This is a genomic window from Nitratireductor sp. StC3, from assembly GCF_003015025.1.
Classification (GTDB): Bacteria; Pseudomonadota; Alphaproteobacteria; order Rhizobiales; family Rhizobiaceae; genus Mangrovimarina; species Mangrovimarina alexandrii.
On sequence record NZ_PYBP01000007.1, the window covers coordinates 17,012 to 39,890 of the forward strand.

General features: G+C 66.5%; 19 protein-coding genes. 14 read left to right on the forward strand and 5 right to left on the reverse strand.

Going from position 1 to position 22,879, the window contains the following annotated elements:
* Positions 1 to 3 precede the first annotated feature (3 nt).
* Positions 4 to 2,526, forward strand: a complete 2,523-nt coding sequence (locus C7T96_RS15225; RefSeq protein ID WP_106572110.1) for a ligase-associated DNA damage response DEXH box helicase — start codon at positions 4 to 6, stop codon at positions 2,524 to 2,526.
* Positions 2,523 to 3,230: a ligase-associated DNA damage response endonuclease PdeM gene (pdeM, locus tag C7T96_RS15230; protein ID WP_106572111.1), complete on the forward strand. Its 708-nt coding sequence runs from the start codon at positions 2,523 to 2,525 to the stop codon at positions 3,228 to 3,230. Before C7T96_RS15225 ends, pdeM begins: the two co-directional genes overlap by 4 nt.
* Before the next feature lie 115 nt (positions 3,231 to 3,345).
* On the opposite strand, the gene C7T96_RS15235 is transcribed toward pdeM, so the two are convergent.
* The 4 genes from C7T96_RS15235 to C7T96_RS15250 form a co-directional block, all read right to left on the reverse strand.
* Positions 3,346 to 3,807, reverse strand: a complete 462-nt coding sequence (locus C7T96_RS15235; protein WP_158264390.1) for a DUF3429 domain-containing protein — start codon at positions 3,805 to 3,807, stop codon at positions 3,346 to 3,348.
* A gap of 30 nt (positions 3,808 to 3,837) precedes the next feature.
* Entirely contained in the window at positions 3,838 to 4,662 is an 825-nt protein-coding gene (locus tag C7T96_RS15240) for a TIGR02186 family protein (RefSeq protein WP_106572113.1), read from the reverse strand.
* Positions 4,662 to 5,585, reverse strand: coding sequence for a sulfite exporter TauE/SafE family protein (locus tag C7T96_RS15245; protein WP_106572114.1), 924 nt, complete (start codon positions 5,583 to 5,585; stop codon positions 4,662 to 4,664). Before C7T96_RS15245 ends, C7T96_RS15240 begins: the two co-directional genes overlap by 1 nt.
* Positions 5,586 to 5,788: 203 nt before the next feature.
* Positions 5,789 to 9,496, reverse strand: a complete 3,708-nt coding sequence (locus tag C7T96_RS15250) for a peptidoglycan-binding protein (protein ID WP_106572115.1) — start codon at positions 9,494 to 9,496, stop codon at positions 5,789 to 5,791.
* Between the two features lie 45 nt (positions 9,497 to 9,541).
* Between C7T96_RS15250 and C7T96_RS23905 the strand changes: the two genes are divergently transcribed.
* The 12 genes from C7T96_RS23905 to C7T96_RS15305 all read left to right on the forward strand — a co-directional run bounded on the left by C7T96_RS23905 (position 9,542) and on the right by C7T96_RS15305 (position 21,214).
* Positions 9,542 to 9,925, forward strand: coding sequence for a hypothetical protein (locus tag C7T96_RS23905; protein WP_146149190.1), 384 nt, complete (start codon positions 9,542 to 9,544; stop codon positions 9,923 to 9,925).
* 67 nt (positions 9,926 to 9,992) lie between these two features.
* A complete protein-coding gene (locus tag C7T96_RS15255; RefSeq protein ID WP_245414154.1) occupies positions 9,993 to 10,421 on the forward strand; it encodes a MerR family DNA-binding transcriptional regulator in 429 nt (142 codons plus the stop codon).
* 137 nt (positions 10,422 to 10,558) lie between these two features.
* Positions 10,559 to 12,355, forward strand: a complete 1,797-nt coding sequence (locus C7T96_RS15260; RefSeq protein WP_106572271.1) for an acyl-CoA dehydrogenase C-terminal domain-containing protein — start codon at positions 10,559 to 10,561, stop codon at positions 12,353 to 12,355.
* 72 nt (positions 12,356 to 12,427) lie between these two features.
* The gene (locus tag C7T96_RS15265; protein ID WP_106572117.1) at positions 12,428 to 13,600 is read left to right on the forward strand and encodes an acyl-CoA dehydrogenase family protein; all 1,173 of its coding nucleotides are present in this window, start codon (positions 12,428 to 12,430) and stop codon (positions 13,598 to 13,600) included.
* 2 nt (positions 13,601 to 13,602) lie between these two features.
* Complete coding sequence (locus C7T96_RS15270; protein ID WP_106572118.1) at positions 13,603 to 14,046, forward strand: PaaI family thioesterase; 444 nt, start codon at positions 13,603 to 13,605, stop codon at positions 14,044 to 14,046.
* Positions 14,043 to 14,675, forward strand: a complete 633-nt coding sequence (locus C7T96_RS15275; protein WP_106572119.1) for a glutathione S-transferase — start codon at positions 14,043 to 14,045, stop codon at positions 14,673 to 14,675. Before C7T96_RS15270 ends, C7T96_RS15275 begins: the two co-directional genes overlap by 4 nt.
* Positions 14,676 to 14,742: 67 nt before the next feature.
* Entirely contained in the window at positions 14,743 to 15,951 is a 1,209-nt protein-coding gene (locus C7T96_RS15280) for an acetyl-CoA C-acetyltransferase (protein WP_106572120.1), read from the forward strand.
* A 156-nt stretch (positions 15,952 to 16,107) separates the two neighbouring features.
* On the forward strand, positions 16,108 to 18,324 hold the full coding sequence (locus tag C7T96_RS15285) for a 3-hydroxyacyl-CoA dehydrogenase NAD-binding domain-containing protein (RefSeq protein WP_106572121.1): 2,217 nt from the start codon (positions 16,108 to 16,110) through the stop codon (positions 18,322 to 18,324).
* Positions 18,325 to 18,459: 135 nt separating this feature from the next.
* Complete coding sequence (locus C7T96_RS15290) at positions 18,460 to 19,005, forward strand: acyl-CoA thioesterase (protein WP_106572122.1); 546 nt, start codon at positions 18,460 to 18,462, stop codon at positions 19,003 to 19,005.
* Positions 19,006 to 19,125: 120 nt separating this feature from the next.
* Positions 19,126 to 19,746: a 2-hydroxychromene-2-carboxylate isomerase gene (locus C7T96_RS15295; RefSeq protein WP_106572123.1), complete on the forward strand. Its 621-nt coding sequence runs from the start codon at positions 19,126 to 19,128 to the stop codon at positions 19,744 to 19,746.
* 141 nt (positions 19,747 to 19,887) lie between these two features.
* The gene (locus C7T96_RS15300) at positions 19,888 to 20,538 is read left to right on the forward strand and encodes a helix-turn-helix transcriptional regulator (protein ID WP_106572124.1); all 651 of its coding nucleotides are present in this window, start codon (positions 19,888 to 19,890) and stop codon (positions 20,536 to 20,538) included.
* A 7-nt stretch (positions 20,539 to 20,545) separates the two neighbouring features.
* Positions 20,546 to 21,214, forward strand: a complete 669-nt coding sequence (locus tag C7T96_RS15305; RefSeq protein ID WP_106572125.1) for a thermonuclease family protein — start codon at positions 20,546 to 20,548, stop codon at positions 21,212 to 21,214.
* Here the strand turns inward: C7T96_RS15305 and C7T96_RS15310 are convergent.
* Positions 21,197 to 22,855 (reverse strand): lysine--tRNA ligase, encoded by a 1,659-nt coding sequence (locus C7T96_RS15310; protein WP_106572126.1) that lies wholly within the window; start codon positions 22,853 to 22,855, stop codon positions 21,197 to 21,199. The genes C7T96_RS15305 and C7T96_RS15310 overlap by 18 nt on opposite strands.
* Positions 22,856 to 22,879: the final 24 nt, after the last annotated feature.

Below are 22,879 nucleotides of genomic sequence, written 5' to 3' on the forward strand. Positions count from 1 at the left end.
CGTGTGAGCGAGCAAATCAGCCTTTTCGACGGCGAGACAGCCGCGCGCCTGCCCGAGCCCTTCCTGCGCTGGTTCGCCGAGCGGGGCTGGTCGCCGCGTGCGCATCAGATCGAGCTCTTGGCCCGCGCCCAGCGCGGCGCCTCGGTGCTGTTGATCGCGCCCACCGGCGCGGGCAAGACGCTGGCCGGGTTTCTGCCCAGCCTGACCGGGCTCGCCGCCCGCGCACCGCGCAAACCCGGCCAGGCCTTCCGCGGCGTGCATACGCTCTACATCTCACCGCTCAAGGCGCTCGCCGTCGACATCGAACGCAATCTGGGTAAGCCGGTCGCCGAGATGGGCCTGCCGATCGCCATCGAGACGCGCACCGGCGACACGCCCACCCACAAGCGGCAGCGTCAGAAACACGTCCCGCCGGACATCCTCCTGACGACGCCCGAGCAACTGGCGCTTTTGATCGCGTCCGCGGACGCCGAACGGTTTTTCGCCGGACTGCGTTATGTCGTGTTCGACGAGCTGCATTCGCTGGTCGTCTCCAAGCGCGGCCATCTCTTGTCGCTTGGGCTGGCGCGGCTGCGCCGGCTCGCTCCGGACCTGCAGACAATCGGCCTGTCGGCGACGGTCGCCGATCCAGACGCGCTCAGGCGCTGGCTGGTGCCGCAGCACCCACCCGGCCGCATGGCCGACCGCATCGCGGTCGAGGGCGGAGCCAAGCCTGAGATCACCATTCTCGCCTCCGACGAGCGCGTGCCCTGGGCCGGCCACTCGGCGCGCTATGCCGTGCCCGAGCTTTACCAGGCGATCCGCCGTCACAACACCACGCTGTTGTTCGTCAACACGCGCAGCCAGGCCGAAATCCTGTTTCAGGAATTGTGGCGCGTGAACGAGGACGGCCTGCCGATCGCGCTGCATCACGGATCGCTCGACGTCGGCCAGCGCCGCAAGGTCGAAAAGGCGATGGCAGACAACGCCCTGCGCGCCATCGTCGCTACCTCCACCCTCGATCTCGGCATCGATTGGGGCGACGTCGACCTGGTCGTGCATGTCGGCGCGCCCAAGGGCGCCAGCCGGCTCGCCCAGCGCATCGGCCGCTCCAATCACCGCATGGACGAGCCGAGCCGCGCCATACTCGTCCCGGCCAACCGTTTCGAGGTGATGGAATGCCGCGCCGCGCTCGAGGCCAATTATATCGGCGCCCAGGATACGCCCGCTTTGCTCGACGGCACGCTCGACGTGCTTGCCCAGCACGTGCTGGGCGCGGCCTGCGCGGCGCCGTTTTCGGCCGACGCGCTGTTCGACGAGATCCGCACCGCCGCGCCCTATGCCGCGCTCGACCGCGCCACGTTCGACAAGGTGGTCGATTTCGTCGCCACTGGCGGCTACGCGCTCAAGAGCTACGAGCGCTATGCACGCATCCGCCGGACCAAGGATGGGTTGTGGCGCATCAGCCATCCGCGCGTCGCCCAGCAATACCGGCTGAATGTCGGCACGATCATCGAGGCGCCGATGCTCAATGTGCGCTACGTGCGCGCCGGTCGCGGCACGGCCTCGCGCGGCGGACCGGTGCTCGGCAAGGTCGAGGAATATTTCCTGGAGACGCTGAGCCCCGGCGACACGTTCATGTTTTCCGGCAAGGTGCTGCGTTTCGAGGGCATCCGCGAGAACGAGGCCTATGTGTCGAACGCCGCCGGCAGCGACGCGATGGTTCCTTCCTATGCCGGCGGCAAGTTTCCGCTGTCGAGCTATCTCGCCGATCAGGTGCGCGGCATTATCGCCGATCCGGCGCGCTGGCAGGCCCTGCCGGCGCAGGTTGCCGACTGGCTGCGCCTGCAGCGCGACAAGTCGGTGCTGCCGAAGCGCCGCGACCTGCTGGTGGAAACCTTTCCGCGCGGCGACCGCCATTACATGATCGTCTATCCGTTCGAGGGACGGCTGGCGCACCAGACGCTCAGCATGCTGCTGACGCGCCGGCTGGAGCGCGCCCGCGCCCAGCCGCTCGGCTTCGTCGCCAGCGAGTACGCGCTGGCGATCTGGGGGCTGCGCGACATGGGCGGCATGATCGGGTCGGGACGGCTGTCGCTGGCCGAGCTGTTCGACGAAGACATGCTGGGCGACGACCTCGAAGCCTGGCTGGCCGAGAGCTGGCTGTTGAAACGCACCTTCCGCGCTTGCGCGGTGATCGCCGGCCTGATCGAGAAACGCTATCCCGGCCAGGAGAAATCCGGCCGCCAGGTGACCGTCTCGGCTGATCTGATCTACGACGTCCTGCGCGCCCACGAGCCCGACCATATCCTGCTCAGCGCGACCCGCGCCGATGCCGCCGCCGGGCTGCTCGACATTCACCGGCTCGGCGAAATGCTGTCGCGGATTCGCGGGCGAATCGTGCATAAGCATCTGGAGCGCATCTCGCCGCTCGCCGTGCCGGTGATGCTGGAGATCGGGCGCGAGCCGGTGACGGGCGAGGCCAACGACGTGTTGCTGTCGGAGGTTGCCGGCGATCTAATCGAGGACGCGATGGGACCGACATGAATCTGGCAGCAAGGCCGCAGGACGCGACATCGCTCGCCGATTTGAACGGCGAGGCGGCGATGCTCGATCATCGCGGGGCCTTGTTCTTGCCCGACCACCGCCTGCTGGTGGTCTCCGATCTGCATCTGGAAAAGGGCTCGGCGCTGGCACGGCGCGGCGCGTTGATGCCGCCCTACGATTCGGCCGCCACGCTGGCGCTGCTGAGGGAACTGATCGAGGTCTACCGGCCCGAGATCGTCATCAGCCTGGGAGACAGTTTTCACGACGGCTGGGGCGCCGCGCGCATGCCCGAGCCGTTCCGGGCGCGATTGATGGCATTGATGGACGGCCGCGAGTGGTTCTGGGTCGCGGGCAATCACGATCCGGAGCCGCCCGCCGGCCTGCCCGGATCGACGGTGCGCGAAATCGCCGTCGGTCGCCTGGTCTTTCGCCACGAGCCGAGTCGCGCCGACGCGGCCGGCGAGGTCGCCGGCCATCTCCACCCCGGCGCGCGCATCGTGCGGCGCGGGCGCTCGGTGCGGCGGCGCTGCTTTGCCACTGACGGGCGGCGGCTGGTGATGCCGGCTTTCGGCGCCTTCACCGGCATGCTGAACCTGCGCGAGCGCGTGTTGTGGGGGCTGTTCGAGCCGGCGCGCCTGCACGCCTACATGCTGGGACGCGACCGCGTCTATCCGATCGCAGGCGCCCTGCTGCGGCCCGGATAGGGCCGGGCGCTTCTGGAGTCGTTCTGCTTTTCACGGTTTCACAGACCGGCTCCACCCTATTGTTTTAACGCGTTTCCGAACGGCGAACCGGCGTCCACCTCGCCTGGGAACGCTTCTAGGCCGTGGTCAGAAAGGCGAGGATCATCGCGCCGACGATCACGACGGTCGCGAAAAGGCGGGAACGGGCGAAGCGGGCGGTCGCGCCGCCGTCAGGCGCGGCGACCGCGTTCCAGGCGCCCTGCGCGGCAAAGGCGACCGCAAACAGCGCGAAGCCATAGGGCATGGGAACGAAAAAAAGCGCCCAGCCGACGAACAGTGCCAGGAGGCCGGCCGCCAGATCGCGCGGTGCGGTCGCGACGCCCCCGTCGGCGATGCCCCAGCGCGCCCCGCCGACGAAACACAGGGTCAGCGCCGCATAGGCTTTCAGAAGATCGACGGTCGCGCCGCGCCAGGGGTGGTCGTCGGCAATTCCGGCCAGCCACAGGGCGAGCACGACGAACGGCGCCAGCGCGAGCGCCGACAGGAAGCGGAAACTGCGAAGCGACGGTGCCGGCTGCTGGTCGTCTGGATCGGACATCGCAGGCTCTGGCCTCATGTCGGGCGAACGTCAGTCGCGCCGGAAGATGATGCGCCCCAGCCAGCCGGTGAACACGGCCAGAACGGACGCGAAAATTCCGTAGAACAGGCTGTATTCGTGCGCGAAGCGGAACACGCTCTGCTCGAAGCCGGCTTTGACGATGACGAGCTGGGCGGAGTTTTCCTTGATGAAGATGCCGTTGCGGAACAGGAAGGCGCGCGCCTTGTGGGTGCCTACCGGCACGTTGGGGGCGAGCGTCAGCGTCGCGCGGAACAGGCTCTGCGTGAGGAACTGCACGCCGCCGATGCGCTCCGAATAAAGGCCGGTGGTTTTCTTGAGCTGCCGCAGCGCGGTTTCGAATTCCTTGATGGTGGCCGTGTCGAGGTCCTTGTCGAGCGGTTCGATGTAGATGTTGTCGGCGCCGAGCGCGAGCTGGCGATAGTTGATCGGATCGGTGATGTCCTGGGGAACCCGCGTCGTGGCGACCGAATAGGACACCGGCACGTTCACGAACACCTCGGACTGGGTGTTCATCCACACGCCGAGAATGCGCTGCTTGCGCCTGACCATGACCGGGCGGGCCGGTCCTTCCAGCACGACGATGACGTCGTAGCGGCCCTGCCTGTTGATCAGCGGATCGGCATTGTCGAGCGCGCCGAAGATCGTCAGATCGGCGCCGGAGAAATCCGAGGTGATCGAAATCCTGTCCGTCGACAGGCCGATCTGGATGCTTTCGGCATTCGCCGGCGGTTCCGGGTCGGCACGCGGCACCGGCCCCTGCGCGCGTGCGCAGGCGACCGCCAGGAGGAGCGACAGCACCGTCACGGCGGGAAGGGTCGGGCCGCGCACGCGCATCACAGCGCCCCCAGCGCCGACAGCGAGTAGAGATTGGGCGGACGCACGAACAGATCGTAGGCCAGCCTGAGGGCGACGGCGAGCACCAGCGAGGCAAGCAGGGCGCGCAGCTGCTCGCCGCGCAGCTTCTGCCCCGCCTTGGCGCCGTACTGCGCGCCGGCCACGCCGCCGACCATCAGCGCCATGGCCAGAATGATGTCGACCGTCTGGTTGGTGGTGGCGTGGACGATGGTGGTGTAGGCCGACACGACCACGATCTGGAACAGCGACGTGCCGATGACGACGTTGGTCGGCACCTTCAACAGATAGATCATCGCCGGCACCATGATGAAGCCGCCGCCCACGCCCATGATCGAGGCCAGAAAGCCGATCGCCGCGCCGAGCACCAGGACGGGGATGATGCTGACGAACAGTTTCGAGGCGCGAAAGCGCATCTTCAGCGGCAGACGATGGATCCAGTTGTGCTGACCGGGCCTTTTCAGGCTCGGATTGACCCCGCGCCGTGCGTTACGGATGGCGTTGACGCTTTCCACGAACATCATGCCGCCGACCGTGCCGAGCAGGATGACGTAGAGCAGCGATACGAACAGGTCGAGCTGTCCCATCTGCCGCAGCAGCGAAAACACGTAGATGCCCAGGGTCGAGCCGACGATGCCGCCGGCAAGCAGCACCGTCCCCAGCTTGATGTCCAGCGTGCCGCGCTTGAAATGCGCCAGCGCACCGGAAAAGGATGAGGCCACGACCTGATTGGCGCCGGTGGCGACCGCGATCGCGGGGGGGATGTTGTAAAAGATCAGAAGCGGCGTGATCAGAAACCCGCCGCCGACGCCGAACAGACCGGACAAGAAGCCCACCGCCGCGCCCATCGCCAGGAGCACGAAGATATTGACTGACATTTCAGCGATGGGGAGATAGATGCCCACGCGACGAACTCGACCGATCTACCTGAGACAAGAGCCTGATTTGGCTCTTACATTATCGTAGGAAGCTTAAGGTGTTCTTGCGCCGACATTGAGGCCATGTCAAACGCCGCGCCGGCCGAAACGGCAAATCGTGCCGTCTTGGGAGACGGCACGAGCCTGGAGGCGTTTCGATGGCGCCGAAAACGGCCGGACGATCGGGCGGCTCAGTCCTGCTCGAGCAGCGAGCGCACCAGCGCCTCGTTGATCTGCCCGGTCGGCTCCATGCCCTGTTCGGCCTGGTAGGCGGCGATTGCGCTCTGTGTTTTGGCGCCCATGATCCCGTCCGCCGGACCGGCGTTGAAACCGCGCTTGTTGAGGATGTCCTGGACCGCGCGGATCGCCTGCTTGACGTCGACGGCGGCGGTGACAGTCTCGCTCTCGCGCCAGGATTCGGGGATGTCGACCGTATTGGCCTCCTCGACGACCGGCTTGGGCTTCCACAATTCGGTCGCAGCGCGCGCCTTGGCGAGCTGCTCCGGCCGCAGCGCCTTGGCGACTTCGTCGCGCTTGACCGCGGCGTCCTTGTCGCCGGCCTCCGCGACGAGCGCGAACCATTTGTAGGATTCTTCCAGGCTCTGCGGCACGCCGAGTCCCTTGGCGGCCAGGATGCCGAGGTTGAACTGGCTGTCCTTGACGCCGAGTTCGGCCGCTTTCATGAACCAGCGCGCCGCCGAATCGTTGTCGCGCGGCCCGTCGCCGCCCATGGCGAACAGCACCGCCAGATTGTGCATGGCGCTGGCATTGCCCTGGTCGGCGGCCAACTGGTACCAGGTCTTGGCCTTGGCGAGGTCGCGCGCCACGCCGACGCCTTTTTCGTAAAGATTGCCGATCCGGTATTGCGCCGGCGCCAATCCCAGCTCCGCCGAACGCTCGTACCACTGCGCGGCCTGCGCCATGTCGGTGTCGGTGCCGCGGCCCTGCTGGTAACGGTTGCCGATTTCGAACATGGCGCGCGGATCGCCGTCCTGCGCGGCCTCGCGCAGCGGCAGCGGTCCTGCCTCGTCCGGTATCGGCGCGGCGCGCGTGGCCGCCGCATCACTCGGCTCCGCAACCGGCTCGGCCGCGATTTCGGCGTCGTCCGCCATTGTCGGCTCGGGCCGCGCCATGTCCGTGTCCGGCGCCGGCGCGTCGATTTCGGCATCTTCCGCGGTTCGCGCCTCCGCTTCGGCGTCCGCCGCCTGCGCCATGTCGGCCGGCTCGCCGATCATGCGCACGGGCTCGGTCCGGGTCTCGTCCACCGGGGTCTCTTCGGCGTCGAGCATCGGCGCGCTGGCGATCAAGGGTTGCTCGACGGGCGCCTCGATGTCGCCGCCCGCGATGTCCTGCGATCCGCCGATAAAGGCCTTGCCGAGCTGCAGGCCGGCCAGCGCCATCATGATCGCCGCCGCCGCCATCAGGATCGGCTTGCGCTTGGCGCGCAGGAACTCGCCGGGGCTCAACTTGCGCGATTTCTTGCCCTTGTCGGAGCCGCGCTTGAAGGAATCGGCCTCGGCGGCGGCCGCTTGGGCGGCGCGCCGGGCGGCGGCGATGAAATCGGCCTTGGCAGCGCCGGGGTCGCCGCCGGACGCCGCCGCCTGGGCCCGTTCGGTCCTGACGCGTTTCATGATCGCGTTCAGGTTGGGCGCGCCCGAGCCGGGTTCGAGCGGACGATCCACGGCTTCGGGGTCGACGGGCTCGGTCGTTTCCGGCGCCGCCGACAGGCTCGGCTCGGCCTTGTCCTTGCGCGGCGTGTCGGGCTTGTCGGTGCCCCTCTTGCTTGTCAGCGCGCGCGCCAACCCGCCCAGCATCGATGTCTTGACCGGTTCGGGGGCGGCCGTGTCGGCGTCAACCGCGCTGAGCGCCGCCTTTGCGGCAGCGGCGGCGGCCTCTGCCGGCGAGCGGCTGCCGACAGGCGGTTCGGGGGTGAAATCGCCGGCAAGGGCGGGCTCGGGCAGCCTCGGCTCCAGGGCCGGTCCGACGTCTTCGGGCGCGATCGACGGGGCGCTTGCCACTGGAATCTTGGCCTTATCGGCCGGCTGGCTTTGCCTGGTTTCCAGAGTGCCGAGCCGGTCGACCACTTTCAAAAGCGTGTCGTGGATGGCCTCGAAGGTGCGCGAGTTGCGTTCGTCGGATTTGCGCATCAAGCCTTCAAGGGCCTTCAGGTCACCGGCAAGCAGGGTCGCGTCTTCGTCGGCGATGCCGGCCGTATCGAGCGAACGCACGGCGTTTTCGGCCGCTTCGCGCGCCGCGGCGACGATCATGTCGCGCTGCTCGCTCAAGGAGCGTTCGATGTCGTCGAGGCGTGGCGACAGCGTTCCGAGATCGTCGCTCGGCTTCGTCGGCCGGGACAGATGCGCGGTCAGATCGGCAACCTGGCTTTCCAGGCTGCGAATGAGATCGGAATCGATGTCGGAGCTGCGCTGGCTCGACAGGTCGAGGCGTTCGGAGATTTCCGTCAGCCGGCGTTCCAGGTCGGCCGCTAGTTGCGGCTGCACAGCGGTCTGGCTGTCGATACGGTCGCTCAGGTCGGCGAACTTCTCGTCGAGGGCGCGCAGCAATTCGGGATCGGCGGCCGGCGCTACCGCGCCCTGGTCGGCCATCTGCGCGTGCAGGTCCTCCAACCGACGGTCGAACTCCCTGAACAGCGCCTTGCTCTCGGCCTGCGAGTGGCCCTGCCGCTCCTCGATGAACGCCGCCATTTCCGACAGGCGCCGCTCCAGGCTGTCGACGATATCCTGCGCGCCGGCCTGGCCGCCGCCACGGTCCAGCTTAGCGGCGATGTTGGCGACCTGGGCAGTCAGGTGCTCGATCGCCTGTTCGGGCATCGCGACGCGGCCGGCAAGGTCCTCCACGCGCCTGGACAGCACGTCCATGCGCTGCAGCAGCTTGTCGCCGGGTGCTTCGCTGGCGACATCCTCAAGCAGTTCGGCGAGCGCGGAGATCCGCGCCTCGATACGATCCAGGGGCGCGTGGTCGACGGACGGGCTGCCGGCCGATGCCGCGATCGCGCGCGAAATCTCGTCGAGCCGGTCCTCGAGCTTGTCGATCAGGCCGGAATCGGGCTGCCCGGTCTGGGCGGCGAAATGTTCCAGTGCCGTGGCGAGCGAACGCACCTTGTCTTCCAGCGAGTGCAGCGACATCGAATCGGGCAGGTTGCCGACCGCCGCGCTGATCTGCTCGAGCCGGTCGGACAGGGCGCGGATTTCGGGATCGGGCACGCCGCCGGCCGCGCGGTCCTGCAATTTCTTCCATCGACGGTCGAGCGACCGGACCGTGTCCTCGCGCGCCAGTTCCGAGAGCGATTGGCGCACCTGCTCCAGCTCAAGCCGCAGCAGGCCGATGCCGCGGTCGTCGCTGCGTTCGGCGAGCGACTGGATCGTTTCGGACAGGCGTTCCAGCTCGGCATGCAGAGCCTGTCCGTCGGCGTGCGGGCCGCGCTGGGCGGCGACGCCGTCGATCTTGCGGCGCAGCGCGCTAAATTCCTGGCTCAGGTCGCTGGCGATCTGCTCATGCAGTTCCCGGCGCAGCGCCTTCAGGTCGCCGGTCAGGGCCCGGTGCGCGCCGTCGTCGCGATGATCGTCCTCGAACCGTGCCTGCGACCGCTCCCAGGGATAGGGCCGTACCGGGTCGTTGCCGCCCGCCGGGCGTTGGCGGCGGGGTTCGTCGCCGGAAAAGGTCCGTTCCAGCGACGTTCCGGAGGCCAGACGCCGGTCCCGGCGCGAACGCGCGTCGATGCCTTCGGTCTGCGGGCCGCGTTCGGCCGCGCCGCTGCGCGGCATGCCGAAGCGGCTCTCGAGATCGTCGAGTGTTTGATTGAGGTCCTCGATCGACGTGCGAGGCCGCCTTTGGCGCCCGACATTGAGGGACTCGAGATAGGAACGATGGCTGCTCATCAAGACGTCCGTTCGAGTTCGGCGTCACGGGCGGGTGCCCGTGTCATGACAGGGTGCACCAACGGGCTGGACACAAGGCCTGGCCGCTTGCGGGCCGTCTGCGCGGGCAATGTGCCTTCAACCCCGGTGCGCATCGCCGTGAATAACGCGAAACAGAATAACCACGGAAAATCGACAGCCGAACAATTCCCCACACGTGGTAAACAAGGCGTTAACCAAGCTTACCAAAGTGCTGACCGGCCCCTGATTTGCCGGCAATGCGGGCGCTCCGGTCGTGGATTGAAACAGTTTGTCGTCAAACTTGAGTTGAAATTCCGCATCGGCGTATTAGGTGCACTGCACAATCGGGTCGTCGATGTCGTGATTCGCGACCGTACGGCCGAACCAGCGATAGACCTGACAGGACCGTTCGGCGCGCGATGCGTTTGACGCCGTCGCCGCTGACACGCTTTTTTGGAACCATTGAATGATGAAGACTGTCTCAGCCATCGAAGCGATGGCCAACGCCGCCGAGGCGTTCGCCGAACCCCGGGACGGCTACGCGCGGATCGGCGATCTCGCCAAGACATTCGGCGTGTCGTTGCGCACACTGCGTTTCTACGAGGACAAGGGCTTGCTGAGCCCGCGTCGAGACGGCAGCGTGCGGCTTTATTCGCGGCGCGAAAGCGCGCGTCTGAAGCTGATCCTGCTCGGCCGCCAGGTCGGCTTCTCGCTGCGCGAGATCAAACAGATGCTCGATCTCCACGATCCCTCGGGCAGCAATGTGAAGCAGCTCAGGGTGACGCTGGAAAAGTCGGAAAAGCAGCTCGCACGCCTTCACAGGCAGCGCGCGGCGATCAGCGAGGCGATCGACCAGCTCGAGACCGCCGCCGACGTCGTCCGCGACAGGCTCGCGCAGCGCGCCGTCGCGGCCGCCGCCTCGTAAGGCGCGCGCGAGCACATTTCGACGTGGCAGCAAAAATTGACGTTTACGCAAACGTCAAAATTTGATACGGCTTGTCTCCGAAATCGGTGCCGCGCGCCGGCCTGTCGGCGCGCGGTCAGCTTTTGCCGGAGGAAATCATGCCGACCTATCGCGCGCCCGTCGAAGACACGCTGTTCGTTCTGAAGGATGTGCTCGGTTACGAGCGCTATTCCAATCTTCCCGGATTTTCCGACGCCACGCCTGACGTTCTCGAGGCGATCCTCGCCGAGGGCGCCAAGCTGGCCGAAAACGTTATGCATCCGCTGAACCGTGTCGGCGACGAACAGGGCTGCGTGCGCGCCGAGGACGGCTCGGTCAAGACGCCGGAGGGCTTCAAGGACGCCTACGACCAGTATCGCGAGGGCGGCTGGATGGGCCTGGCCACGCCGGCCGATTATGGCGGCCAGGGCCTGCCCTACACGGTGCATTCGGCCGTCGGCGAATATATGTCGTCGGCCAATATGGCGCTGATGATGTATCCGGGCCTCACCCAGGGCGCCATCGCCGCGATCCTGGTCCACGGTTCCGACGAGCAGAAGCAGACCTATGTGCCGAAGATGGTCGAGGGCCTGTGGACGGGGACCATGAACCTGACCGAACCGCATTGCGGTACCGATCTGGGCCTGCTGCGCACCAAGGCGGTTCCCGACGGTGACGGGGCCTACAAGATTTCCGGTCAGAAGATCTTCATCTCGGCCGGCGAGCACGACATGGCCGAAAACATCATCCATCTTGTGCTGGCCCGCATCGAGGGCGCGCCGGAAGGGGTGAAGGGCATTTCCTTGTTCATCGTGCCCAAATTCAAGCTCGACGCCGACGGCAATGCCGGCGAGCGCAACGCCGTCGCCTGCGGCTCCATCGAGGAAAAGATGGGCATTCACGGCAACTCGACCTGCGTGATGAACTACGACGAGGCGACGGGTTATCTGATCGGCGAGGAGAATGGCGGCCTCAAGGCGATGTTCGTGATGATGAACGAGGCCCGCCTCGGCGTCGGCATGCAGGGCCTGTCGGTTTCCGAGATCGCCTATCAGAACGCCGCCGCCTATGCCCGCGAGCGGATCCAGGGCCGCGCCCTGTCCGGGGCCAAGGCCAAGGACAAGAAGGCTGATCCGATCATCGTCCATCCCGACATCCGCCGAAACTTGATGACGATGAGGGCGATCAACGAGGCCGGCCGCGCGCTGGTGCTGTGGACGGCGCTGAAATCGGACGTGGCGCACCGCTCGGGCGACGAAAAGGAACGCCAGGCGGCCGACGATCACATGGGCCTGATGACGCCGGTCATCAAGGGCGTGCTGACCGACAAGGGTTTCGAGCATGCCGTCATGGCCCAGCAGGTCTTCGGCGGGCACGGCTATATCGAAGAGCACGGCATGAGCCAGTTCGTGCGCGATGCCCGCATCACCATGATCTACGAGGGCGCAAACGGCATCCAGGCGCTCGACCTGGTCGGCCGCAAGCTGCCGCAGAACGGCGGCCGCGCCGTCCAGGCCTTCTTCAAGGAGGTCGGCGATTTCTGCGAGGAAAACCGTTCCGACGAGCAGATGGCGCCACTTACCAAGGCGCTGAAAAAGGGCTTGAACGATCTGCAGGCGGCCACCATGTGGCTGATGCAGAACGCCATGCAGAAGCCCGACAATGCGGGCGCTGCCTCGAGCGACTACATGCATCTGTTCGGGCTGGTCGCGCTCGGCTACATGTGGGGGTTGATGGCCAAGGCCGCGCAGGACAAGATCGCCGCGGGCGCCGACGGCGCGACGGCGTTCTGCGAGAACAAGTTGGTGACGGCGCGCTATTTCATGGAGCGCGTCATGCCCGAAACGGCTGCCCATCTCGCCCGCATCTCGGCCGGTGCGGACTCCATGATGGCGCTCGATGCGGAGGCTTTCTGACCGCCGGCGGCGATCTACTCTGTTCAGACTTGAACGACTTTGCTATAGGCAATAACCAAAGAGGAGACGTCCATGGCCACCGATCCGGCAACCGTCCTCGCTCTTCCAAAGCCCGCCTGGGCGGACGAGGAGGTCACCATGCTTTACGACATGGCGACCAAATTCCTCCAGGCCGAGATCGCGCCGCATTACGAGGCGTTCGAAAAGGCCGAGATCGTCGATCGCGCAAGCTGGGAAAAGGCCGGCGCCAACGGCCTGTTGTGCGCCTCCATGCCGGAAGATTACGGCGGCGCCGGCGGCAGCTACGCCCATGAAAGCGCGATCATCGAAGCGATCAGCCATGTCGGCGTCGACGGCTTCGGCATCGCGCTGCACAATTCGATCGTCGCCCCCTATATCGCCCATTACGGCTCGGACGAGCAGAAGAAGAAATGGCTGCCGAAGATGGCGAGCGGCGAGCTGATCGGCGCCATCGCCATGACCGAGCCGGGCGCGGGCTCCGACCTGCAGGGCGTCAAGACGCGCGCCGAAAAGGACGGCAACCACTATCGCATCAACGGCTCCAAGACCTTCATCACCAACGGCCAGCTCGCCAATCTGATCATCGTCGTCGCCAAGACGGATCCCGAAAAGGGCGCCAAGGGAACGTCGCTGATCGTGGTCGAGACCGACGAGGTCGAGGGGTTTGAGCGCGGCCGCAACCTCGACAAGATCGGCCTGAAGTCGAACGACACGTCCGAGCTGTTCTTCAACGATATGCGCGTGCCGACGGCCAACCTGCTCGGCCACGAGGAAGGCCAGGGTTTTGTCCAGCTCATGCAGCAATTGCCGCAGGAGCGCCTGCAGATCGGCGGCACGGCGATCGCCATGGCCGAGCGCGCGCTGGCGCTGACCATCGACTACGTCAAGGAACGCGGCGCGTTCGGCCGCAAGGTGATTGACTTCCAGAACACGCAGTTCAAGCTGGCCGAGTTGAAGACCGAGGTCACGATCGGCCGCGTCTTCTACAATGATTGCGTCGCCCGCCATGTCGATGGCGGGCTCGATCCGGTGACGGCGTCGATGGCCAAATACTGGCTCTCCGACCTGCAGGGCAAGGTCGTGGACGAATGTCTGCAGCTTCATGGCGGCTACGGCTACATGAACGAATACCCGATCGCGCGCATGTATCGCGACGCGCGCGTGCAGCGCATCTATGGCGGCACCAACGAGATCATGAAGCTTTTGATCGGCAGGAGCCTTTGAAGATGGGCGCGGCGATCGTACCGGGCTTTTCCGCCGACCAGGCGCCGGCCACCGCCCGCTGGCTGGGCATGGATGTGGTGTCCTGGGACCGCGAGGCCGCCACCCTCAGGGTCTCGTTCGATCCGCCGCGCGACGTGATCAATTTCGGCGGTGTGATCCAGGGCGGTTTCCTGGTCGCCATGATGGACGACGCGATGGGCTTCAACGCCTTCATCAGCATGGACATGAAGAACGCCCAGGCCTCGATCGACATCCACACCCACTTTTTCCGTCCGGTCGCCTATGGCCGCACCGAGGTCGAGGCGCGTATCGTCAGGGCCGGCCGCAACGTCGCCTTCGTCGAGGCGGAGCTGTTCGACAAGGACGGCGTTCTGGCCGCGCGGGCGGTGTCCAGCACCAAGCTGACGCCGATCGGCGCCAGCCGAGCGGAGGCAAACCCGGCATGAGCGAGTTCACCCTGCATTGCTTCGCCGAGAGCGGCAACGCCTACAAGGCCGCGCTGATGCTGGAGATGTGCGGCGCCGACTGGCAGCCCAGGGGCATCGGCTTCTTCAAGGGCGAGACCCGCGGCGCGGACTATCGCGCCCTCAACGTTATGGGCGAGGCGCCGGTTCTGGTCCATCACCGCGCCGACGGCGATTTCACGCTGTCGCAATCGGGCGCGATCCTGATCTATCTGGCGCGTCATTTCGAAAAATTCGGCCACGAGACCGAGGCCGAGGAGTTCGAGATTCTGCGTTGGGTGCTGTTCGACAACCACAAGCTGACCAGCTACACCGCGACGGAGCGCTTCATGCGCCATTTCCGCGGCAAGGCCGGCGATCCGACCGCCGAATTCATCTATGCCCGCGCCAAGGACGCCTGGAACGTCCTGGAAACCCATCTGCGCGGTCGTGACTGGGTTGCCGCCGACCGGCCGACGATCGCCGATCTGTCGCTGTGCGGCTATCTCTATTGGCCCGAGCAGATCGGCGCGGACTGGAGCGACTATCCCGCCATCGACCGCTGGCTGCACAGGCTGAAGAAACTTCCCGGCTGGCAGGCGCCCGAGGCGCTGATGCCGTCCGGGCAATGACTGAACCAAAGACGCGACCCCTGCGCGGCCGCCCTCGGGCGCACCCGCCAGAAAAAGGAGACATCCAATGGCTGATGCATATGTCTACGACGCCGTGAGGACGCCGCGCGGCCGCGGCAAGAAGGACGGATCCCTGCACGAGGTGCCGGCCGTGCGCCTGGCCGCCCGCACGCTGGAGGCGGTGCGCGACCGCAACGGGCTCGACACGTCCAAGGTCGACGACATCATTTTCGGCTGCGTCGATCCGGTCGGCGAGGCCGGCTCGGTGATCCCGCGCGCGGCGGCCTTCGAGGCCGGCTACGCGACCGAGGCGCCGGGCATGCAGATCTCGCGTTTCTGCGCGTCCGGCCTCGACGCGATCAATTTCGGCGCGGCCAAGATCGCCGGCGGCTCCGACGAAATCGTGATCGCCGGCGGCGTGGAATCGATGAGCCGCGTCGGCATGGGCATGTCGGGCGGTGCCTGGTTCATGGACCCGTCCGTGGGCCTGCCGTCCTATTTCATGCCGCAGGGCGTGTCGGCCGACCTGATCGCCACCAAATACGGCTTTTCGCGCGACGATGTCGACGCCTACGCGGTCGAGAGCCAGAAGCGCGCCGACGCCGCCTGGAAGGACGGTCGCTTTAAGGACTCCGTGATCGCGATCAAGGACCAGAACGGGCTGACCATTCTCGACCACGACGAACACATGCGGCCGGGCACCGACATGCAGTCGCTGGCCTCGCTCAACCCCTCCTTCGTCATGCCGGGCGAGATGGGCGGCTTCGATGCCGTCGCCGTGCAGCGTTACCCCGAGATCGAAGGCGTCAACCACGTTCACCACGCCGGCAATTCGTCGGGCATCGTCGACGGCTCGGCTGCCGTCCTGCTCGGTTCCAAGAAGGCCGGCAAGACCATGGGCCTGACGCCGCGCGCCAGGATCAGGGCCTTCACCAATATCGGTTCGGAACCGGCGATCATGCTCACCGGGCCGGTCGACGTCACCGAGAAACTCTTGAAGAAGGCGAAGATGACGATCGACGACATCGATCTGTTCGAGCTCAACGAGGCCTTCGCCTCGGTGGTGCTGCGCTACATGCAGGCCTTCGACATCCCGCACGACAAGATCAACGTCAATGGCGGGGCGATCGCCATGGGTCATCCGCTCGGCGCGACCGGCGCGATGATCTTCGGCACGGTGCTCGACGAGCTCGAGCGGCGCGACCTCAACACGGCTCTGGTGACCTTGTGCATCGGCGCTGGCATGGGCACGGCGACCATCATCGAGCGGGTGTGACGCCTCGGTCCTCTCCGAAAGGGGAGGCAACGGGCGCCGGGAGGGTCGAACGGGCGAAGCGGCGGGCAGAGCGTCGAAATCGCCGCCCCGGCCCCTCCGGCGACAAGCCCGCGCCACCTGCGACGCACAGAGATTTCGAAAGGGAGAAATCCTAACATGGCCTACACGAATTTCACGGTCGAAACCGACAGCGACGGCATCGCACTCGTCACCTGGGACATGCCCGACCGCTCGATGAACGTCTTCACCGAGGAGGTGATGGACGAACTCGACCGCATCACCGACCAGATCGTCGCCGATGAGGCGGTCAAGGGCGTGGTGATCACCTCCGGCAAGGAAGCCTTTTCCGGCGGCGCCGACCTGACCATGCTGCAGAAGATGCTGAAGGTCTTCCAGCAGGAGGAGGCCCGCGACCACGAGGCGGCGATCAAGATGCTGTTTGAGGGCGCGGGCCGCATGAGCTGGCTGTTCCGCAAGATCGAGACCTGCGGCAAGCCCTGGGTCTCGGCGATCAACGGCACCTGCATGGGCGGGGCATTCGAATTGTCGCTCGCCTGCCACGGCCGGGTCGCGGCCGACGGCGACAAGGTCAAGATGGGCCTGCCCGAGGTCAAGGTCGGTCTTTTCCCGGGCGCCGGCGGCACCCAGCGCGTGCCGCGCCTGACCGACGGCCAGCAGGCTTTGCAGATGCTGACCACGGGTGCTGCCCTGTCGCCGAAAAAGGCCAAGGGCATGAACCTGATCCACGAGATCGCCGAGCCGGCCAAGCTGGTCGACGCCGCCAAGGCGATGATCAGGAACGGGCTCAAGCCGGTCCAACCCTGGGACGAGAAGGGCTTCAAGCTGCCGGGCGGGCCGGTCTATTCGGCCGCGGGCGCCAATCTGTGGCCGCCGGCGATCGCCATCCTGCGCCGCGAGACCTACAACAACTATCCGGCCGCCGCGGCGATCCTGAAATGCGTCTATGAGGGGCTTTTGGTGCCCTTCGAGACCGGGCTGACCATCGAGCAGCGCTATTTCACCGAAATCCTGCAGACCACCGAGGCGGCGATGATGATACGCTCGCTGTTCGTGTCGCTGCAGGAACTCAACAAGGGCGCGCGCCGTCCCGAGGGCGTGGCCCCGACCAAGTTCACCAAGATCGGCGTGATCGGCGCCGGCTTCATGGGCGCCGGCATTGCCTATGTCACCGCCAAGGCCGGCATTCCGGTCGTGCTCCTCGACCGCGACATGCCGTCGGCCGAAAAGGGCAGGGACCATTCCGCCGGCCTGATGGACGGGTTGATCAAGAAGGGCCGCGCCACGGCCGAGGACAAGGAAAAGCTGCTGTCGCTGATCACCCCGAGCGACGATTACGGCCAGCTCGACGGCTGCGAGCTGGTGATCGAGGCGGTGTTCGAGGATTCCGACATCAAGAAGGGCGTCACCGAGAAATCGGAGGCCGTGCTTGCCGCCTCGGCGACCTTCGCCTCCAACACCTCGACGATCCCGATCACCGGCCTGGCCAAGAACTCCAAGCGGCCGAAGAACTTCATCGGCATCCATTTCTTCTCGCCGGTCGACCGCATGATGCTGGTCGAGATCATTCTGGGCAAGAAGACCGGCGACGAGGCGCTGGCGGTGGCGATCGACTATGTGCGTGCGATCCGCAAGACGCCGATCGTGGTCAACGACACGCGCGGCTTCTACGTCAATCGCTGCGTGCTGCGCTACATGTCGGAAGCCTATCAGATGCTGATCGAGGGCGTGCCGGCACCGATGATCGAAAACGCCGCCAAGATGGCCGGCATGCCGGTCGGCCCGCTGGCGCTGACCGACGAGACCGCGATCGATCTCGCCCAGAAGATCATGAAACAGACGATCCGCGATCTCGGCGAAAAGGCGGTCGACCAGGAGCAGTTCGCGCTCATCAACACCATGGTCGACACCCATGGCCGCCACGGCCGCAAGAACGGCAAGGGCTTTTACGACTACCCGGCCAAGCCGGCGAAAAAACATCTGTGGCCGGGGCTTAAGGATCTCTATCCGCAGAAGGCGCCGGAGGAGATCGACGTCGAGGTGCTCAAAAAGCGCTTCCTCGTCACCATCGCGCTCGAAGCCGCGCGGGTGATGGGCGAGGGCATCGTCACCGATCCGCGCGAGGCCGATGTCGGCTCGATCCTGGCCTTCGGCTTCGCGCCCTATACCGGCGGGGCGCTGTCTTATATCGACGGCATGGGCTCGGCCGCGTTCGTCAAGCTCGCCAAGCAGCTGCAGAAGAAATACGGCCTGCAGTTCAAGGCGCCGAAAGTGCTGGTCGACATGGCCGCCAAGGACGAAAGCTTCTACCAGCGTTTCGACCCTTACGCGGATCGCCGGCAAAAGGCGGCCTGAGGACGACTCTGCTGCCGCGTCGCGGGCGCGGAAAGGATAAGCAAAGCAAAAGGGAGGACCGGCGCGCTGCCGGTCCTCCTTGCGCCCCTTCGGGGCCCTTCTTCCCGCCGATGGGGAGGAGGAAAGGAGCATTCCATGTATGTGTGGGGACGATTGTTGCGGGTCGCGCTGACCTCCAAATCGCGCGGCGCGTACCGCCTCGGCGAGGAAAGCAGGCTCTCTTTCCGCTGCCTGCCGTCCGATATCGATTCCAATATCCACTTGAACAATGCGCGCTACATGATGCTGGCCGATCTCGGCCGCATCGACTTGTTCCTGCGCGCCGGGCTTCTGGGGCTGGCGCGGAGCAATAAATGGGCGCCCATGATGGGCGGCGTGCAGTCGGTCTATGTGCGCGAGATCAGGCTGTGGCGGCGGTTCGACGTTTTGTCCTCGATCGAGACCTGGGAGGGCACCCAGGTGATCGGGCGCCACCGCTTCGTGCTCGAAAACGGCGAGACGGCGGCGCTGATCATGACGACGGCGGGCGTTTACGATTCCCCCAACCGGCGTTTCCTGGCGATCGACGAGGTCGTCGAGGCGCTCGGCGCGCGGGTGAGACCGCGTGCGCCCAATCCCGCGGAAGCCGAATTCATGGGCTCGCACGGACGCCTGCGGGCGCTCGCCAAATCGCTGCGCTGAGCGGTCCTGGCGCCCGGGGAGGCGGGAGGGCAGGGCCCCCGCGAATGTGAACGCCGTGGGCTTTCCCGGCCCTCGCGCGCCCTCTACTGTGCCGGGTCAAACCCTGGAGAGCAGCCAGCCATGTCCGCCGTCATCGACTATTATTTCACCGCCGTGTCGCCCTATGTCTATCTCGGCCACCAGGCCATGGTCGCCCTGGTCAAGAAACATGGCGCCTCCATCCACTACAAGCCGGTTCTGCTTCCCGGCCTGTGGGAGGTTTCGGGCTCGGTGCCGCTGGCCCAACGCTCGCCCACCCGCCAGCGATATCGCCTGCTCGAGCTGCAGCGCGCGGCGTTCCGGCGCGACCTGCCGATCAATCTGAAGCCAAAGTTTTTTCCAGCCGATCCGGCACTCGCCGACCATGTGGTGATCGCGCTGCTTCAGCGTCAGGCCGACCCGACCGGCTTCATGGGGCGCGTCTTTGCCGGTGTCTGGGCGAACGATGAAAACGTCGCCGACGCCGACACGCTCGCGCGCTATCTGGATGCCGAGGGGCAAGACGCCGCCGACGTGCTGAACGCCGCTCAGGGCGAGGCGGTCAAGGCCGAGCGCATGCAAAACACGGCCGATGCCGTCGCCGTCGATGCGATCGGCGTGCCCGCCTATGTGTTGAACGGGGAAGTGTTCTGGGGCCAGGATCGCATCGAGGACCTGGCGCTGGCGTTGGAGACGGGACGGGCGCCGTTTACCGCGGGCTGACCCCTCCGCGCCTTCGGGCGCCGGGCCGGTCGGCGACGGCCGGCCGCGGGCTGTTGCGGCACTGGCACTGGACAGCGGCGGCGCGGGGCATTAAAACGCCGCAAAAGGTATTTTTTCCTGTGTTTCCGCGAGGAATGCATCATGCTCTCGCATGAACGCGTGTGGGCTGCGATCGACGCGCTGGCCGAGCGTTATTCGCTGTCGGTGTCCGGCCTGGCCAAGCGGGCAGGCCTGGATTCGACGGCCTTCAACAAGTCCAAGCGCAGTTCCGCCGACGGCCGTCCGCGCTGGCCGTCGACCGAATCGCTTGCCAAGATCATGGAGGCGACCGGTGCCACGCTGGACGAGTTCGCGGCCCTGGTCGGTCGTGGACGGAGCGATGTGCAGGACGCGCTGCCGGTGCAGCGCTCGACCGTGCCGCTGCTCGGTTTCGCCCAGGCCGGCGCCGGCGGGTTCTTCGACGATGCCGGCTTTCCCGCCGGGCAGGGCTGGGACCTGGTCGACATCCCGGCCGGTGCGCGCGAGGGCGCCTATGCGCTCGGCGTCCAGGGCGATTCCATGCTGCCGCTTTATCGCGACGGCGACGTGCTGATCGTCGAGCCGGGGGCCAGCGTCAGGCGCGGCGACCGCGTGGTGGTCAAGACCGTCGCCGGCGAGGTCATGGCCAAGGTTCTGGCCCGCCAGACGACGCGTCAGGTCGAGTTGCGCTCCCTCAACCCGGACCATGAAGACCGCACCCTGGCGGTCGGCGAGATCGAGTGGATCGCGCGGATCGTGTGGGCGAGCCAGTAGCGGGTCGATGCGGGTCCTTCGTTTCGTCTCCCTGCTCGGCCTGTTGCTGGGGTCCGTGCCGGCCGTTTCCGCCCAGTCGCAGACGGCCCCCGCGCGCACGATCGCGCCCGACGTCGTCGCGCCGCCGGCGGTCGATCCGGAAGAGATCGAGCGCGTCGCGCCGCGCGCCCCGCTGAGCGAGATCGGTCCGGCCCGTCCGCCCGGGCCGCTGGCCGGGCAGACCGACTGGAGGCTGGCGCGCCCGCTGGTCACGGCCGCCGGCCGGCTTGAGGCGGGGGGCGTGACGGTGGTGCTTGCCGGCATCGACATCGTCGAGCCCGAGCGCCGGTGCCGTGGCCGGGACGGCAGCGATTGGCCTTGCGGCATGCGCGCCCGCACCGCGTTGCGCGGTTTTCTGCGCGGGCGCACCGTGGCCTGCGATCCGGTCGGCGAGGGGGACGGCGCGGTGCGTCGGGCCACGTGCCGGCTTGGCACGCGCGATCTGGGCGCCTGGCTGGTCGAGAACGGCTGGGCGATGGCGGCCGGACATGGCCCCTACGCCGACGCCCAGCGCCGGGCGATCGACAACAGGCGCGGCCTGTTCGCCCAGGGGCGCGGCAACCCGGCACCGGCCGCGGACGCGCCGCCGGTCTCCATCCTGCCGGCCGGCGAGGCGGCCTCAGGCCTCGGCGGCTGAGGCCAGGGTACGCGCGATCATCGCGCGGGTTTCCTCGATGCCGTAAAGGGCGACGAACGAGCCGAAGCGCGGACCGCGCTCCTGGCCGATCAGCACCTGATAGATCATCTGGAAAAACGCACCCGACACGCCGGGCCCGCCGCTCGGGCTGGTTTTCGTGTGGTCCTGGTAACGCTCGATGCCGCGCGCCACGTCCAGGAGCGCGTTCTGGATCGTCGCGCTGTCGGCGTCCGGCGGTAGCGTGGCGAGCTTGTCGGCCATGCCGGCCAGCGCCGCGCGCTCGACCGCGTCCGGCGCGCGGAACGTTTTCGCCGGCTTCACGAAATCGTCGAAATAACGGATCGCGTAGCCGACCAGCCGGTCGAGTTCGGGATGGGTTTGCGGCGTCACGCCGGGCGCGTAGCGGGAGATGTAGCCCCACAGCACGGCCGTGTCGTGGGCGTTGGAGGCGCTGACCAGGTTGAGCAGCATGGCAAACGGCACCGGCATGTCGATCGCCGGCGGCGCGCCGCTGTGAATATGCCAGACCGGGTTCGACAGGCGCGCCGCCCAGTCCTGGCGCGGATAGGCCGACAGGAACTGGTAATATTCGTCGACGGCGCGCGGAATGACGTCGAAATAAAGCCGCTTGGCGGTCTTCGGCTTCTGGAACATGTAGAGCGCCAGGCTCTCGGTCGGGGCGTAGGTCAGCCACTCGTCGATGGTCAGTCCGTTGCCCTTCGACTTGGAGATCTTCTCGCCGTTCTCGTCGAGAAAGAGCTCGTAGACGAAGTGCTCGGGCGGGCGGCCGTCCAGTGCCGCGCAGATACGGTCATAGACCGGCATGTTGGGGCCGTGATCCTTGCCGAACATTTCGAAATCGACGCCGAGCGCGGCCCAGCGCGCGCCGAAATCCGGCTTCCACTGCAACTTGACCTGGCCGCCGGTGATGCCGTGCGTGACTTCCTCGCCGTCCTCGTCGACATAGGTGATCGTGCCGGCATCGGCATTGACGGCCTTCATCGGCACGTAGAGCACGCGCCCGGTCTTGCGCGAAATCGGCAAAAACGGCGAATAGGTCGCGCGGCGCTCCTCGCCGAGTGTCGGCAGCATGATGTCCATGATCGCCTGGTAGCGCTCGGCCACCAGCAGCAGCACGGCGTCGAAGCGGCCGGTTTTGTAATAGTCGGTCGCGCTGGCGAAATCGTAGTCGAAGCCGAACGTGTCGAGGAACCGGCGCAGCATGGCGTTGTTGTGATGGCCGAAGCTCGCGTGGTCGCCGCCGAACGGGTTGGGCACGACGGTCAGCGGCTTGTGCAGATGCGGCTCCAGCGCCTTGGGGTCGGGCACGTTGTCGGGGATCTTGCGCATCCCGTCCATGTCGTCGGAAAAGCACAGCAGCCGGGTCTTGACCTTGTCCCCGGTCAGGACGCGGAAGGCATGGCGCACCATCGTCGTGCGCGCGACCTCGCCGAACGTGCCGATATGCGGCAGGCCGGAAGGACCGTAGCCGGTCTCAAACAGCACCGTGTCGGGAAAGCCGGACTTTTCGTAGCGTGCGATGACCTTGCGGGCTTCCTCGAACGGCCAGGCTTTGCTTTTTGTGGCTTCCGCAACGAGGTCGGGAGCAAGATCGATCGCGATCGCGGCTTTGTCTGACATGTCTTTCTTCCGTTCGGGCGCCCA

Bases quoted from the DNA above. Each gene is read 5' to 3' on its own strand.
- pdeM (WP_106572111.1), top strand. From the start codon at position 2,523: ATGAATCTGGCAGCAAGGCCGCAGGACGCGACATCGCTCGCCGATTTG.
- C7T96_RS15235 (WP_158264390.1), bottom strand. From the start codon at position 3,807: ATGTCCGATCCAGACGACCAGCAGCCGGCACCGTCGCTTCGCAGTTTC.
- C7T96_RS15240 (WP_106572113.1), bottom strand. From the start codon at position 4,662: ATGCGCGTGCGCGGCCCGACCCTTCCCGCCGTGACGGTGCTGTCGCTC.
- C7T96_RS15250 (WP_106572115.1), bottom strand. From the start codon at position 9,496: ATGAGCAGCCATCGTTCCTATCTCGAGTCCCTCAATGTCGGGCGCCAA.
- C7T96_RS23905 (WP_146149190.1), top strand. From the start codon at position 9,542: ATGACAGGGTGCACCAACGGGCTGGACACAAGGCCTGGCCGCTTGCGG.
- C7T96_RS15255 (WP_245414154.1), top strand. From the start codon at position 9,993: ATGGCCAACGCCGCCGAGGCGTTCGCCGAACCCCGGGACGGCTACGCG.
- C7T96_RS15260 (WP_106572271.1), top strand. From the start codon at position 10,559: ATGCCGACCTATCGCGCGCCCGTCGAAGACACGCTGTTCGTTCTGAAG.
- C7T96_RS15265 (WP_106572117.1), top strand. From the start codon at position 12,428: ATGGCCACCGATCCGGCAACCGTCCTCGCTCTTCCAAAGCCCGCCTGG.
- C7T96_RS15270 (WP_106572118.1), top strand. From the start codon at position 13,603: ATGGGCGCGGCGATCGTACCGGGCTTTTCCGCCGACCAGGCGCCGGCC.
- C7T96_RS15275 (WP_106572119.1), top strand. From the start codon at position 14,043: ATGAGCGAGTTCACCCTGCATTGCTTCGCCGAGAGCGGCAACGCCTAC.
- C7T96_RS15280 (WP_106572120.1), top strand. From the start codon at position 14,743: ATGGCTGATGCATATGTCTACGACGCCGTGAGGACGCCGCGCGGCCGC.
- C7T96_RS15285 (WP_106572121.1), top strand. From the start codon at position 16,108: ATGGCCTACACGAATTTCACGGTCGAAACCGACAGCGACGGCATCGCA.
- C7T96_RS15290 (WP_106572122.1), top strand. From the start codon at position 18,460: ATGTATGTGTGGGGACGATTGTTGCGGGTCGCGCTGACCTCCAAATCG.
- C7T96_RS15295 (WP_106572123.1), top strand. From the start codon at position 19,126: ATGTCCGCCGTCATCGACTATTATTTCACCGCCGTGTCGCCCTATGTC.
- C7T96_RS15300 (WP_106572124.1), top strand. From the start codon at position 19,888: ATGCTCTCGCATGAACGCGTGTGGGCTGCGATCGACGCGCTGGCCGAG.
- C7T96_RS15305 (WP_106572125.1), top strand. From the start codon at position 20,546: ATGCGGGTCCTTCGTTTCGTCTCCCTGCTCGGCCTGTTGCTGGGGTCC.
- C7T96_RS15310 (WP_106572126.1), bottom strand. From the start codon at position 22,855: ATGTCAGACAAAGCCGCGATCGCGATCGATCTTGCTCCCGACCTCGTT.